General features: G+C 35.4%; 6 protein-coding genes. 4 read left to right on the forward strand and 2 right to left on the reverse strand.

Annotated features, from left to right (window positions below; all coding sequences use genetic code 11):
- Positions 1 to 86 precede the first annotated feature (86 nt).
- Positions 87 to 5453: a LamG-like jellyroll fold domain-containing protein gene (locus tag R1T42_RS05305; protein ID WP_317291574.1), complete on the forward strand. Its 5367-nt coding sequence runs from the start codon at positions 87 to 89 to the stop codon at positions 5451 to 5453.
- 123 nt (positions 5454 to 5576) lie between these two features.
- Positions 5577 to 10913, forward strand: a complete 5337-nt coding sequence (locus R1T42_RS05310) for a LamG-like jellyroll fold domain-containing protein (RefSeq protein WP_317291575.1) — start codon at positions 5577 to 5579, stop codon at positions 10911 to 10913.
- 93 nt (positions 10914 to 11006) lie between these two features.
- On the opposite strand, the gene R1T42_RS05315 is transcribed toward R1T42_RS05310, so the two are convergent.
- Positions 11007 to 12461: an aminoacyl-histidine dipeptidase gene (locus tag R1T42_RS05315; RefSeq protein WP_317291576.1), complete on the reverse strand. Its 1455-nt coding sequence runs from the start codon at positions 12459 to 12461 to the stop codon at positions 11007 to 11009.
- A gap of 93 nt (positions 12462 to 12554) precedes the next feature.
- Between R1T42_RS05315 and R1T42_RS05320 the strand changes: the two genes are divergently transcribed.
- Both R1T42_RS05320 and dnaK read left to right on the forward strand, forming a co-directional pair.
- Positions 12555 to 12791 carry a hypothetical protein gene (locus tag R1T42_RS05320; protein WP_042272116.1) on the forward strand — a complete coding sequence of 79 codons (237 nt, stop codon included), beginning with the start codon at positions 12555 to 12557 and terminating at the stop codon, positions 12789 to 12791.
- Between the two features lie 292 nt (positions 12792 to 13083).
- Positions 13084 to 14988 (forward strand): molecular chaperone DnaK, encoded by a 1905-nt coding sequence (gene dnaK / locus R1T42_RS05325; protein ID WP_317291577.1) that lies wholly within the window; start codon positions 13084 to 13086, stop codon positions 14986 to 14988.
- Positions 14989 to 15211: 223 nt separating this feature from the next.
- Here dnaK and R1T42_RS05330 read toward each other — a convergent pair whose 3' ends face one another.
- Complete coding sequence (locus R1T42_RS05330; protein ID WP_317291578.1) at positions 15212 to 16189, reverse strand: polysaccharide lyase family 7 protein; 978 nt, start codon at positions 16187 to 16189, stop codon at positions 15212 to 15214.
- Positions 16190 to 16295: the final 106 nt, after the last annotated feature.

Below are 16295 nucleotides of genomic sequence, written 5' to 3' on the forward strand. Positions count from 1 at the left end.
TGCTTGACGAGTTTATAGATGAAATACAAATTTAACTGACATACTACATTAATTTTACTGCACCCGAAAATAAATTGTAGACGATTATGAATAATTTTACCTTCCTAAATTGTAAAAATCTATTACTAAGTACTATATTATTCTTTATTACTTTATTATCCGTTGCACAGACTAGCGAGGTGATAGTAACTGTTAACTGGCCAGCCTGGTCTGGTGAAAATTATTTACGTGTATATGACCCGAGTGGCACTACACTATTAGATTTATGTAACCCTGCAAATTGTTACACTGGTGCAAACACAAGTTACAATACATCTGTAAATATAGGTTGTTTAACTGATGCCAATAATTATAGCATCAGAATGTATGACAGATATGGAGATCAATGGAATGGTACAGGTGCAAATGTAACTATCACTTCTGGCGGTAATGTGGTATTGAGCACTAACCACGGTGGTGGTGCCAGTTCTACCGTTAATTTTAATGTATACGGTGGTGGATCTGCTTGTGTATCGGGACCTCAAGAAATTGACATTTACGGTAATGGAGTTTTAATAGCAAATAATGATATAACACCAGATACCGCAGATGGAACTGATCTAGGTATCGTTGAAGGTAGTGGAACATTAAGTTCTGTTTTTGTAATTACCAACTCTGGAAGCAATAGTTTAAACCTTACGGGAACACCTAGAGTTGATATTACCGGTTTAAATGCCGCTGATTTTTCAATAACGACTCAACCTAATGCTACTATCGCCGGTGGTGCTACTGAAGACATAATGATAGACTTTAATAGAGCTACTGTGGGAATTAGTACTGCTACTGTTACTATATTAAGTAATGATAGTGATGAAGCTTCCTATAACTTTAATATCACCGCTCAATCTGTAGCACCTCAATACACCATGTATTATGAGAATTTTGATAATGGTGCTGCTGGATGGACATCTAATGGTGGTTCTTTCAACTGGACACTAGGTACTACTTTTGAGAAAGGTGAAGGAGATTACTGGTATACCGATAATTTTAATAACTATCCTGACAATGCTGAGGCTGTATTAACTAGTCCTTTAATATCAACAACGGGTTATACAAATTTAAAATTCTGGATTGATTTTAGAACTAACACTGCGGATACTGAAGATGCAATGCGTATCGAATATAGCGCAAATGGAGGAACAACTTGGGATACCTTGGGTGCAGTAGGTAGTGGTGATAATTGGTATAATGGAAATGATGCTGATGGTATTGCAAATAACGCTCATGCATGGGTAGGTGACAATTCTAACTTAGATTCTAGCCTTAGTAGATTTGAAGAAGCATCACACGAGTTACCTACTACTTTATACAATAACCCATTAGTAAGATTTAGAGTAAGATTTGAATCAGATAATAATGGACAACGTGATGATGGAGTTTTAATTGACAATGTTATCATTACAGGTTCTCCTCTAGCCTTACCTATGGCTACTGATGGACCTGCAGATGTTAGTGATAATTTAACTTTATGGTTAAGATCTCAAGACATACCTCAGACCGATGGTAGTTTACTTACTAACTGGAATGACATGGCAATAGGTAATGATGCTAGTGAGATTGCATCTAGTGCTCCTACTTTTGCTAACAATATTGATCAAAATATTAACTTCAATCCAACTGTAAACTTTGATCGCTCTCAACAACAACATATGAGAGGTAAAGGTGGATTTAATTCTAATGATTACTGGATAGTTGTTAGAAGTTCTATTAACATGACTAATTCTCTTGCAGGAGAGACAATGTTATTAGGTGCAAAATATGCTCCTATTAATCCTGCAAAAGACCCATCTGGACTAGGTTGGGGACCAGTGTCTGCAAGATATGCAAATGAGGTTCTTGCTCATAGTGTAGGTACCGTTTCTGAAAATGATGCAAATAGTGGTTATGGTCGTGCATTTTCTGATGCATCAAGAACTTTTGATGACGTACATATTATAAATGTAAAAAACAATCCTTCAAATAATCAAACAGAAATGTATTTGAATGGTCGTAAAATTGATAATGCTACTGGTCAAACAACAATTAGTAATCAAACCTTAAATTTTGAAGGTTTTACAAATAAGCCGTTTTATCTAGGTGCTGGAAGATATCAATTAAATGGACTTCCTTTTGAAACTCACTTAAATGGCCAAATCACTGAAGTTTTCAGTTATAGAGATAAATTAAATGCTTCAGTACAACAACGTATCTATTCTTACCTAGCAATCAAAAATGGTGTTTCACTTCACAACCCTACTAGTACTTTGGACGATCATAGAGCAGATTGGGATTATCTTAATAGTGATAATAACATTATATGGGATTATAGCTCAAATACTAATTATAACTATGATGTAGCTGCAATAGGTAGAGATGATAATTCTGATCTTAATCAAAAGCAATCTAAAAGTGAAAATTCTACTTCAATTGTAGCAATAGGTCTTGATAAAGTTGAAGATTTAGGAACTGATAATAGTAATACTTTCCAAAACGATAAGGACTTCCTTGTATGGGGACATAATGGACAGGACTTAAATGCTTATGCAACTGTTCTAGATTACGATTTAGGTATTGTAAACGCAGTTGAAACTAACATAACAAGAATCAATCGTATATGGAAAATTAATGAGGTTGCGACCACTGATGTTGCTAAAACCGAAGTAAGAATTTCTACTACAGACTTCAATGGTCTACCAGCACTTACTGCTGACAGTAAATATGTTTTAATCGTCGCAGACGACGAAAACTTTACAACTAATCTAGAAACAGCATTCTTTAAAGAAGATGGTTCTTACCAGCGCGCTAAGTACGATTTTGATGGTACAAAATACTTTACTATTGGTATTACTTATGTAAAGCAAGAAGAGCGCAGTATCTCTTTTGATGGTATAGATGATCATATTGAAATTCCAGAATCTGATGGATTAGGTGGTCGTTTTACATGTTCCGTTTGGATTTATAGTGAAGGTGCTAATAGTACTAGCTCTAATAAGACCATTGTTGCAAAAAGAACAGGGAATTCTGGATTCCAAATGTATTTAAGACCAGATAATAGAGTTGCTGTATGGTGGAACAATAGCGGTGCACAAGAAATTATCTCTAACACTGCTGTAGCAGATAATGCATGGAGACATATCGCTGTTACTTACAATGGATCTGATGTTACACTTTATATTGATGGTGTGATTGATAATACAGCTTCACTAGTGCCTCCGACTGCAGATTCAAATACTTTAAGTATAGGTGCTCGATTTGAAGATGAAAGTAATGTTATAGAGCACTGGAAAGGTGAACTAGACGAAATTAGAATGTGGAACATTCCTCTATCTACAGATCAAATTAGATTTATAATGAATCAAGAACTAGAAAATAATTCTGATTTAGTAAATGGAACCATCATACCTTATACAGTTTCTAAAAATGAAATTGCCTCATTAGACTGGGATGAGCTTAATGCTTACTATAGTATGAATAGCTTTATCGGTACAGCTCTTAACGATGAGTCTGTAAATGAAGGGTATGGTCGTATGGCAAACGAGAACTTTTTTGAACTTAAAAGTCAGACAGCTCCACTTCCTTATGAATCAAACGGAAATGGAACATGGGAAGATCAAAGCTCTTGGGAAAATGGTAGTAAGCAATTTACTCCTGGTAGTTACAGAAATATAGATGGTGCTACAGTAAAAATCGATTGGAACATTGTTAGATCTAACCATGACCTTGATATTTTAAATACAGATGTTGCATTATTAGGATTAATGTCACAATCTGGACAGGTTAATGTTGATAATGATCATGGACTTACCATTACACATTATCTTGAATTAGATGGTATTATTGATTTAAAAGGTGAATCTCAATTAATACAGACCGAAGACAGTGACCTAGTTGCTACTAGTGCTGGTCACCTAGAAAGAGATCAACAAGGAACTGCAGATAAATTTAACTACAATTACTGGACATCACCAGTAAGTAGAATCAGCAATACTAATAACAATGATGGTTTCAGTATAGCAGGTGTACTTAAAGACGGTACTTATGTTAACAATCCTCGTGACTTAAACTTTACAAACTATAACACACGTGATGGTGCAGCAGGAACCGCTAGTACAGCTGCTACTATTTCTTCAAGATGGTTGTATAAATATGGTAATCAGACAGGTGGTCAGTATTCTAACTGGCAACTAGTCGATCAAAACACAAACCTTAGTCCTGGTGAAGGATGGACTATGAAAGGTACCGGTGCTGGTGGAACCGCAGATGAGCAAAATTATGTATTTGTAGGTAAGCCTAATAATGGTGACATCGATTTACCTATTAATAATGGTAACGATTACCTAGTCGGTAATCCTTATCCTAGCGCACTTGATGCACACGAGTTTATTAATGATAATCCTAATATTGATGGTACTGTTTACTTCTGGGAACATTGGGGTGGTAACTCTCACCAGTTACAACAATATCAAGGTGGATATGCAATGTATAACCTATCTGGTGGATTAGGTAATGCAACCTATGGTACCTCTCACCCATCAATTAATCAAGGTGGGATTGCGACAAAAGAACCAGGACGTTTTATTCCAGTTGCACAAGGATTCTTTGTTTCAGGAATATCTGATGGTACTGTAAAATTTCGTAATGATCAACGTCAGTTTGTAAAAGAGTCTTCTGGTAATAGCATCTTTGTTGCAGCACCTGGTAGTAATGCAAACAGTAATCCATATTCTGGTTATAATACTCAAGGTGATATGCGACCTAAATTTAGATTTGGCTTTGATTCTCCTAGTGTTATTCACAGACAATTATTATTAACGATAGATCCTAATGCTAGTAGTGCATTTGATAGAGGTTTTGATGGTTATCAATACGATACTCAGACCGATGATATGTCATTCAAAATAGGTAGTAAGAGTTTAAATATTCAAGGTATTGATCAAATCTCTCAAAGTACTATTTTACCTTTAAATGTTAAGATAGGTACGACTGGAGTCATTACCATTAAAATAGATGAATTAGAGAATGTAGATCCTACTCAAGGAATATATCTTAAAGATGGTGTTACTAACACTTACCATGATTTAAGAGCTAGTGATTACACTAGTCCACAATTATGGGCTGGTAATTATAATGATAGATTTTTTATCGTATTTGATGATCCTACAACACTAAGTAATGATGATGTAGTTTTAAATGAAGATGATCTAATCATTTACACTCCTCAAGGAATGCAAAGTCTAAATATTAAAAAAGGTGTAGAAATGACAATCGACTCTATCACCTTAATTAATATGTTAGGACAACAAGTGAAGACTTGGACTGTATCAGATCAAAACGGAATCATAACTGTACCTACAGATCAAATCGCAAGTGGTAATTATATCGTTTCTATGGAAACTAACTACGGTGCTCAATCTAGAAAAGTAATTATCCAGTAAACTCAACTCAATTAAAAAATTTCAGGATTTAAACTATGATTAGTTTGAATCCTGAAATTTATTCTATCACGCTTTCGCGAAAGCGTATATCTGTAAATCTCCCCATACTTAGGACCATATCTTATGAAATTAAATTTACTTTCTCTACTATTCTTCTTATTAAACACAGGAGTTTTTATTTCTAATGCTCAACAAAACAATGTATCAATAGATATCAACTGGCCTAGCTGGTCAGGTGATAATCAAATAGAAATATTTGACCCTAATAATAACTTAATTGCCACTTATTGTGATCCCGCCAGATGCTTTAACGGTACAAATGGTAATTACAATACAACGGTGTCATTGGGTTGTCTAGCTGTTGCAAATAACTATAGGGTCGTTTTACGTGATTCCTATGGTGATGGGTGGAATGGTGGTGGAAATATTGTTATTAACATAGGCACATCGAATTCATATGTTTTTGCCTTAGGAACAGGGAATAATTCTACAGAGAATTTTGATGTTACAGGTAGTAATATTTCCTGTAATACACCAGACATTTCTATTACCGCAAATAATATTGAAATAGCTGATGGGGCTCCCGGAACAAGTACAGCTAACAATACAGATTTTGGGAATATAGAAGGTCCTAAAAGGATATATAGAAAATTCACCATCAACAATTTAGGAGGACAAGAATTAATAATGTCAGGTAGTAATCCAGTGACATTTTTTGGAGCAGGTGGTGCATTTTATGATGTTGTAGAACAGCCTACAGGAATAATTCCTGGTGGTGGCTCCTTAAGCTTTTTTGCATATGTTACTAGACCTACGCCTGGTACAAGTTCTGCAACTTGTACTATTAACTCTAACGATCCAGATGAAGCCTCTTATACCTTTGAAGTAACCTCTACCTCTACTGCTAAAAAAAGTACATTCTTTTATGAAAACTTTGATTCTGGAGCAAATGGATGGACTAGTAATGGAATAAATCTTAATTGGACTTTAGGTACCACTTTTGAAAACGGAGAAGGATTATATTTTTATACAGACAACTTCAATAATTATCCTCGTGATGCTAGGGCGACCTTAGAGAGTCCAACGATTTCTACATTAGGCTATACAAATCTAGAATTTCAACTAGATTTTAGAACTAACACTAATGATGTAAATGATGGTATGCGCGTAGAATACAGCGCAAACAACGGTATTACTTGGGATGTATTAGGTGCACAAAACTCTGGCGTGAACTGGTACAATGGTAATAATGTGGATGCATTATCCAATGATTCACATGGTTGGGTAGGTGATAATTCTACCTTAGATACTGCAGATAGTCGATTTGAAAATGCTTCTCATGAATTACCTGCTATACTTAATAATAATCCTTTAGTAAAATTTAGAGTAGTATTTGCATCAGATGGAGATAACACTAGAGATGATGGTGTATTAGTAGATAATATCATGTTAAGAGGTATTCCTAATACAATCCCTGTTGCACCTGATGGACCAGCAAATGTTAGTGATGATTTATCCCTATGGCTTAGAGCATCAGATATTGCAAGTACTGATGGAACACAAATTTTAACTTGGGAAGATTTAGCTTTAGATAACGACGCTAAGGAAGCTAGTCTAAATGCACCTTTTTATGTAAATAATGTCGACAAAAATGTGAATTTTAATCCTGCAGTTGATTTTGATAGAGCTTCTCAACAACACATGAAGGGAAAAGCTGGATTTAATTCAAATGATTATTGGATCGTTGTAAAATCTACTTTAGATATTAGTAATTCAAACGCTGGAGAGACGATGCTTCTAAGTGCAAAAGTATCTTCAGAAAATCCAGCAAAAGATCCTTCTGGTCTAGGTTGGGGACCAGTCTCTGCTAGATATAACGATGAGGTTCTAGCTCATAGTGTAGAAACAGTTCCGACAGCATTAACAGATAACCTACTAGGCTATGGAAGAGCATATAGTGACCCTACAAGAACTTTTAATGATGTTAACATTATTAATGTAAAAAATGACCCATTTAATAATAGTACCGAAATTTACATCAACGGTAGAAAGGTAGATAATGCAAATGGTGTTACATCATCTAGTGGTGAAACATTACTTTTTAATGAATTTTTAGATAAGGCATATTACTTAGGTGCTGGTAGGTATCAATTGAACGGTTTACCTTTTGAGACACACTTGAACGGTCAGATAACAGAAGTTTTTAGTTATTCTGATCGACTGACTATAGATGATCAACAAAAAGTTTACTCTTACCTAGCTATAAAAAATGGTATCACCTTACATGAACCAGCAAGTACATTAGATGATCATCAGGCAGACTGGGAATATATAGATTCTAGTAACAACATGATTTGGGACTATAGTTCTAACACAAGTTATAATTATGATGTCGCAGCCATAGGAAGAGATGACAATTCTGAGTTGAATCAGAAACAATCTAAAAGTGAAAATTCTACTTCCATAATCGCTATTGGACTAGGTGATGTTGAAGATATAGGAACTGATAATTTAAATACTTTCGGAACTGATAAAGAGTTTTTATTTTGGGGACACAACGGTAATGACACCGATACCAGTGCAACACCAGTAACCTATCAAGTCGGGTTAACGAATACCGTAACTACAACTACAGATAAGATGAATCGAGTTTGGAAAATATCAGAAGTGAATTCAGATATTCCTACCGTTGAAATAAGAGTTCATAAAAATGATTTAACGGGTCTACCAGCTGTTACCGCAGACATGGAATATGTTCTACTTGTAGCAGATGACGAAAACTTTAGTACAAATTTTAAAACACTTTTTTTTGAAGAAGATGGTGATTACTATAGAGTTAAATATGACTTCAATGGAGTAGAGTTTTTTAGTTTAGGAACAGCAGCAATAGTATACACATCAAGAGGTTTAGAATTTGATGGTTCTGACGATCATTTAAATGTTGAAAAAGGTGTGGATTTAAATAATAACTTTACAATTTCTGCTTGGGTAAACAGTTATGGCGATAATGATCGTAATAATGCAAAAACTATTTTATCAAAAAGACAAGGTGGTTCTGGATACCATTTCTACCTAAATAGTGGTAATAGATTAGTGATGTGGTGGAATAATGGATCCAACCAAAGTCTAACTAGTAATACTGCTTTAACAGATAATGTATGGAGACATGTTGCGGTAACTTATGACGGTACTATAAAACTATACATTGATGGTGTATTGGATAAAGAAATAACTAAAACTGCTCCAATTGCAAATTCGAATCTATTCACGATAGGTGCTCGTAGAAATAATAACGGTTCTTTAAATAATGAATGGAAAGGTGGACTAGATGAGTTAAGAATATGGAATCAAGCTCTGACAGAGTCACAATTAAGATATATCATGAATCAAGAAATTCAAGATATTTCTAACCAAGTAGAAGGAGAAATTTTACCGACTACGGTCACTAAAAATGAAGTTGTATCTATAGACTGGGGTCAATTATCAGCTTACTATGACTTGAACAGTTATATAGGTACAGCACTTAATGATAATTCTATTAATAAAGGATACGCTCAACTCTTTGATAGAGATCGTTTCTCTATGGATCTTCAAAAGGCTCCACTACCCTACATCTCAACCGCAAACAATGATTGGGAAGATATAAATGCCTGGGAAAACGGATCAGAACTTTTCACACCTGGAAGTTTTAGAAATATTAATGGAGCTACGGTTAAAATTGATTGGAACATCGTAAAATCAAAACATGATTTAGAAATTAATAATACAGATATAACATTATTAGGCCTTATAGTGGAATCTGATCAAATTAATGTGAACAACGATCATGGACTTACGGTTACCCATCATCTTTTACTAGATGGAACAATTGATCTAAAAAATGAGTCTCAGTTAATTCAAAATACGGATAGCGATTTAGTAGCGACTAGTACAGGTAAAATCGAAAGAGATCAACAAGGAACTTCAGATAAGTTTAGCTATAATTACTGGTCTTCTCCAGTAAGTTTAATAAATTCAAGCAGCATCAATACTAATTTTTCAATTAACGATGTTCTTAAAGATGGAACTCTTGTAGATACTCCTAGAGATCTTAACTGGACATCTACAGCAGTTAGAGATGGCGCTGCAGGTAATGCCACGACAGCTGCTACAATATCTGGTAGATGGCTTTATAAATATACCAACCTACTTGCCGGACAATACTCTAACTGGACTTACCTAGGACCCAACGGCACCTTAAAAGCTGGTGAAGGATGGACTATGAAAGGTACAGGAGCCTCTACAAGCAATCAAAATTATGTGTTTGTTGGAAAACCTAATAACGGAGATATAGACTTAACTGTTTTTGATGGTAATATATATCTTGTTGGTAACCCATATCCTAGTGCCCTTGATGCACATGAATTCATTAATGATAATCCAGATCTAGATGGTACCATATACTTATGGGAACATTGGGGTGGGAATTCACACCAGTTGCAATTGTATCAAGGTGGTTATGCAATGTATAATCTATCCGGTGGATTAGGTAACGCAACAATAGGAACATCTCATCCATCTGTTAATCAAGGTGGTATAGCTGTAAAACAACCAGAAAGATTTATTCCTGTTGCACAAGGTTTCTTTGTGACAGGTATTGCAAATGGTAGTGTGCGCTTTAGAAATGATCAAAGACAGTTTGTAACTGAAGCTTCTGGTAACAGTATCTTCGTGGCTGCACCAGGAAGCAATGCAAACAACAATCCTTTTTCTAACTATAATACGTCATCAGATTTAAGACCTAAGTTCAGATTTGGATTCGATTCTCCTAATCTTATTCATAGACAGTTATTATTGACCATAGATCCTAATGCTAGCAATGGTTTTGATAGAGCTTTTGATGGTTATCAATATGATCCACAAATTGACGATATGTCTTTTAATTTAAATAACGAAGAGTTAAATATTCAAGCCATTGATCAAGTAGACATCACTACGGTACTACCTCTTCACATTAAAGTAGGAACTGCAGGATCAATTTCAATTAAAATTGATGAGCTTGAAAACGTTGATCCTTCACTAGATATTTATCTTAAAGATGCTCTTAATAACACTTTTTATAACTTAAGAAACGCTAATTATGTAAGTGATCCACTTGCAGTAGGTGACTATAGTGATCGATTTTCAATTGTATTTAATGAACCTACAACCCTTAGTAGTGATAGCAGTCAGCTGTCTGAAAGTGATATCATAATTTTCACACCTGCTGGACAAGATGCTTTACACATTAAGAAAGGTATTCAGATGGATATCAGTACCGTAACTTTTACAAATATGTTAGGTCAACAAATTAATACTTGGGACGTTAGCAATCAACATGGAATTATAAAAATACCAGTAGACCAAATTGCAACGGGCAACTATATTGTCACAATGCAAACTAGTTATGGTACACAAATAAGGAAGGTAATCATAAAGTAATCGGGACTTTATGATTCCAAAAGAAAGCCCCAACTGGTTAAACAGTTAGGGCTTTTCTTTTATCCTATTGAGTTGACTAGTCATCAACCATCATTAAATTTTGGGAATATCTTTCAATATCTCTATTAAATACTTCCAGAATTTCTGAACTGATGGAATTTCAACATGTTCATCAGGGCTATGCGCTCCTCTAATATTAGGGCCAAAAGAAACCATATCTAATCCTGGATAACGTTCTCCTAAAATCCCACACTCTAGTCCAGCGTGACAAGCCACTACTCTAGGAGTATGATTAAATAAAGTCTCATACTTTGCTTTAGCAATTTCTAAAATAGCACTATCAGTATTAGGCTGCCATCCTGGATAATCTCCAGAAAGTACCACATTCATTCCTGCAAGTTTCATAACAGCACTTATTGATGAAGCAAGATCAGTCTTAGAACTATCTACAGAAGAACGCGTTAAACAAGCTATCTGTAAAGATCCGTTGTCCAATACTACCCGAGCAAGATTATTAGAAGTTTCAACTAGATCTGCAATATCTGGACTCATTCTGTACACTCCATTGTGAATTCCTAATAGAGTAAAAACTAAGTTGCGGCTATCACTTGCACTCAACACTAGTTTAGATGCTGTAGTGTCTGTTAAAGAGATATCGAGCTTTGCCTCTAGTGATTTGTATTCATCATGGATGGCTGCTTTACAACGTTTAAATTGATCCATTAACTCATCAGTTTTCTTAAAACTGATGATCGCATTTGCTTCGCGTGGTATCGCATTACGCAAGCTACCACCATGAATGCTTTCTACATGAACATCTTCTACCTTTTGCATCGCGTCTAGCAAGCGCGTCATCATCTTATTTGCATTACCCAAGCCCTTAATAATGTCCATACCACTATGTCCACCATTAAGTCCCTTAACCGTCAGAACTGCTGTAGTATAATCCACAGGTATGTTTTCTAGTTCGTATTCCTTGGTTGCTGTAATGTCTACACCACCTGCACAACCTATATCAATCTCATCATCTTCTTCAGTATCTAGATTTAAAAGTATTGTACCAGATAAAATCGTCTTATCCAGTTCTTTTGCACCTGTCATACCTGTTTCTTCATCGATAGTAAATAATGCCTCTATCGCTGGATGAGCAATATCACTAGAGGATAATACAGACATAATAGCCGCTACTCCTATTCCATTATCGGCACCTAGTGTTGTTCCATGCGCAGCAATAATATCTCCATCTACATACATATCAATACCTTGAGTAAGGAAATCAAAATCTGTGTCATTATTTTTTTGATGCACCATGTCTATATGCGACTGCATGATTATCGTTTTACGATCTTCCATTCCGGGACTGGCAGGTTTTTTAATAATTACATTACCTATCGCATCTTCTATAACCTCGAGACCTAGTTTTTTACCAAAATCTACCATAAAAGCTCGTACACGTTCCTCCTTTTTTGAAGGTCTCGGTACGGCGTTTAAATCTGCAAAATGATTCCAAAGCACCTGTGGTTCCTGCTTTCTTACTTCTTCTGACATAGCTTCTTTATTTTGAAGGGCTAAGATAAGATAGCATAATGGCTCTACCATTTGATTACCGCTTTTTTTCCTAACAATTGTTATATTGCTCGCATGAATTTAAAACGAAATATACTTCTTGCTTTAATCGCTAGTCTCACATTAGGCCTAGCACCATTTAGTCCAGAACCTCATATTTGGGGTAAGTTAAAATGGATTGCTGGTGGTGGCGATGGAATGGGATTAATGGATTATTGGGACACCTTCATGCATGGTGCACCATGGATTGCTTTAATACTTTTCTTATTTCTTTATATGGTAAGAAGTTTTAAAAAAGCGACAGATTCTTAAATTTTCTATTAACTGACAGCATCTTATTGGATTTAATAAAACCATGTAAATCATTCTTCAAGGTTCAATTTCATTAAACAATACTTGACATTATTCACTCTATACAACGGCTAGCGTCAGTATTATTTAGATACTGTGTTATTATACGCTTTCGCGAAAGCGAGACCAATACAACTTTAGAAATGCCATTTTTACAACAATAATGACATCGTGTCACTAACACTGTCATGGCACAAACATTGACCTAAGGAAAGTGTAAAAAATTGAACATTAAAATTAAAATACATTTATAATGAGTAAAATAATCGGAATAGACTTAGGGACGACAAACAGCTGTGTTTCTGTAATGGAAGGAAGCGAGCCTGTAGTAATTCCTAATGCTGAAGGAAAAAGAACTACTCCATCTGTAATCGCCTTTGTTGAAGGTGGTGAGATTAAAGTAGGAGATCCTGCAAAAAGACAAGCGGTAACTAACCCTACTAAAACGGTTGCATCTGTAAAGCGTTTTATGGGTAACAAATTTAGCGAGTCTAGCAATGAAGCTTCACGTGTACCTTACAGTGTAGTTAAAGGTGATAATGATACACCACGTGTAGATATCGATGGTCGTTTGTATACACCTCAAGAATTAAGTGCTATGATTCTTCAAAAAATGAAGAAAACAGCAGAAGATTATCTAGGACAAGAAGTAACTGGTGCTGTAATTACTGTACCTGCTTACTTTAACGATTCTCAACGTCAAGCAACTAAAGAAGCTGGTGAGATCGCAGGTCTTAAAGTAGAACGTATCATTAATGAGCCTACTGCTGCGGCACTAGCTTATGGTATGGATAAAAAAGATACAGATCAAAAAATCGTTGTATTTGATTTCGGTGGTGGAACACATGATGTTTCTATATTAGAATTAGGTGATGGTGTATTTGAAGTACTATCTACTGATGGTGATACACACTTAGGTGGTGATGATGTAGATCAAAAAATCATCGACTGGTTAGCAGATGAATTTAAGACTGCCGAAGATATCGATCTTAGACAAGATCCTATGGCTTTACAACGTCTTAAAGAAGCTGCTGAAAAAGCAAAAATTGAACTTTCTTCTAGCGCACAGACAGAAATTAACTTACCATATGTAACAGCTACTGCTAGTGGTCCTAAGCACCTTGTAAAAACACTTACAAAATCTGCTTTTGAGAAACTTATCTCTGACTTAGTAAAAAGAACTATCGCGCCATGTCAGACAGCATTAAAAAATGCAGGTCTTTCAACTGGTGATATTGATGAAATCATCCTAGTAGGTGGATCAACTCGTATTCCTGCTGTACAAGAAGCCGTTGAGAAATTCTTTGGTAAAGCTCCATCAAAAGGTGTAAATCCTGATGAGGTTGTAGCGATAGGTGCTGCAATTCAAGGTGGTGTTTTAACTGGTGATGTAAAAGACGTTCTTTTATTAGATGTAACTCCACTTTCTTTAGGTATTGAAACTATGGGTGGTGTAATGACTAAATTAATTGAGTCTAACACAACCATTCCTACTAAAAAGTCACAAGTATTCTCTACAGCGGCAGATAATCAACCTAGTGTTGAGATCCACGTGATTCAAGGAGAACGTTCTATGGCTGCAGATAACAAGACGATCGGTCGTTTCCACTTATCTGACATTCCACCAGCACGTCGCGGTACTCCACAAATTGAAGTTACTTTTGACATTGATGCTAACGGTATCATTAAAGTAAGTGCAGAGGATAAAGCAACTGGTAAGAAACAAGATATCCGTATCGAGGCTTCTTCTGGACTTAGTGAAGAAGAAATCGAGAAAATGAAGCAAGATGCTGCTGCAAATGCTGATGCTGATGCAAAAGCAAAAGAAACTGCAGACAAGTTGAACGCGGCAGATCAGATGATTTTCCAAACTGAGCAACAGTTAGAAGAATTTGGTGATAAGTTACCAGAAGACAAAAAAGCACCAATTACTGAGGCGCTTACTGAGTTAAAAGCTGCTTATGAAACTAAAGATATCGCAGTAATCGATCCTGCTCTAGAAAAACTAAACACAGTTTGGACAGCAGCAAGTGAAGAAATGTACAAAGCTCAAGCAGATGCTCAAGGTGGACAACCTGGACCAGACGCTGGCGCACAACAACAAGCTGGTGATGACACAAGCGATGTTGAAGATGTAGATTTTGAAGAAGTTAAATAAGCATAGCTTATTGAGTTTACAGTAGCAAATATTGTAAATAGTAATATTATAAATCCCTAAACTAAAAGTTTAGGGATTTTTTGTTTAGGGTATTTGCTTGCGCAAAAAGATACTCTCTAAAAAGGTCAGTTTGAGCTCTGCTCACCTTCAGAAAAACGAGTTATGGAACTGCATATTAAAAAAAGTAATCTTGTCAAATACGATATAGAACCATTTACCGATTCTAATGCTCCACCTCTAAATTATAAAAAGTAACTTGCTCAAAATCTGATGAACTCAGTACTGTTTTGTTACCAGAATAAACTCCTGCTTTAAAATACAACCAGTCGTTTGCAAAGCCACTTCTGGTCATGTCTACTTCTTTAGAAGCGATATTTTTCCCTTCATCATCATAGAGATCTACTTTTAGAGAATTGCCTTTTGCCTCAATTTTATATGAGAACTCTTCATTAAGCGCTATTCCATTACTAGGACTACTTGCTCCATTATATTTTCCGACAGCACTACCCTTCTCATCTACATAATTTCCTATCATATTAATATATAGTTCTTGAGAATAGCGAGGCTCGTGCGCAAAGTAGATAGCTCCTTTTCTATGATCAGGTTGTTTGTGATAATACAAACGTATAGGCTCATCATCACTCGCGTGAATTTGCCCTATTATTACCCTACCTACTTGTTCGTTGCTGCTAGAAGTCTCAGTAACACGATTAACTTTTAAAGTTGCTTTTAAAACACCATCAATCGCTCCAGCCTTTTCTTGATTCTCAATCGTTGATGAACTAAAGACCCAATTGTTACCTGTGATTCCTTTAGTGTTTATACTGGAATTATTTCCTCGCAACATTTCGCGTAGTTCTACTCTTGAATAAGTGGAGTTTTGTGTCGTCCCAGCACCTTTAGGATAATTTTTGAAAACCATTCCACCATCTTTTGGGTCTGTGTAAAACTGATTTTTAAGTGTAAATCCATTATTTATTTCTTCAACCGTTTTTTCTTTTCCAGAGGACAATGTGATTTTCCAATGAGATAAATCAAAGTTCTCAGCAGGTGTTAAATTAGGATCTAATTTATAAGATGTTGAAGTACCTTGAATGGTGTTCTTATGAGCTGAGCAGGCGTAAACAAAAGCAACAATTAAAAGTGATAATATGATGTATATCAGATGCTTTTTAAAAGAATAATCCATCGTTAATTTCATGAGCTTGTAAATTACTTAAATTGGTTGACCAATTTAACAAACCAAATATAGGTGATTAAATAAATAATAAAAGGATTTCATTTTCATTATCAATTTTATATTGGTT

The organism is Nonlabens ulvanivorans (genome assembly GCF_032922765.1).
Classification (GTDB): Bacteria; Bacteroidota; Bacteroidia; order Flavobacteriales; family Flavobacteriaceae; genus Nonlabens; species Nonlabens ulvanivorans.

Excerpts from the sequence above, each read along its gene's own strand:
- R1T42_RS05315 (WP_317291576.1), bottom strand. The coding sequence starts at position 12,461 with ATGTCAGAAGAAGTAAGAAAGCAGGAACCACAGGTGCTTTGGAATCAT.
- R1T42_RS05305 (WP_317291574.1), top strand. The coding sequence starts at position 87 with ATGAATAATTTTACCTTCCTAAATTGTAAAAATCTATTACTAAGTACT.
- R1T42_RS05330 (WP_317291578.1), bottom strand. The coding sequence starts at position 16,189 with ATGAAATTAACGATGGATTATTCTTTTAAAAAGCATCTGATATACATC.
- dnaK (WP_317291577.1), top strand. The coding sequence starts at position 13,084 with ATGAGTAAAATAATCGGAATAGACTTAGGGACGACAAACAGCTGTGTT.
- R1T42_RS05320 (WP_042272116.1), top strand. The coding sequence starts at position 12,555 with ATGAATTTAAAACGAAATATACTTCTTGCTTTAATCGCTAGTCTCACA.
- R1T42_RS05310 (WP_317291575.1), top strand. The coding sequence starts at position 5,577 with ATGAAATTAAATTTACTTTCTCTACTATTCTTCTTATTAAACACAGGA.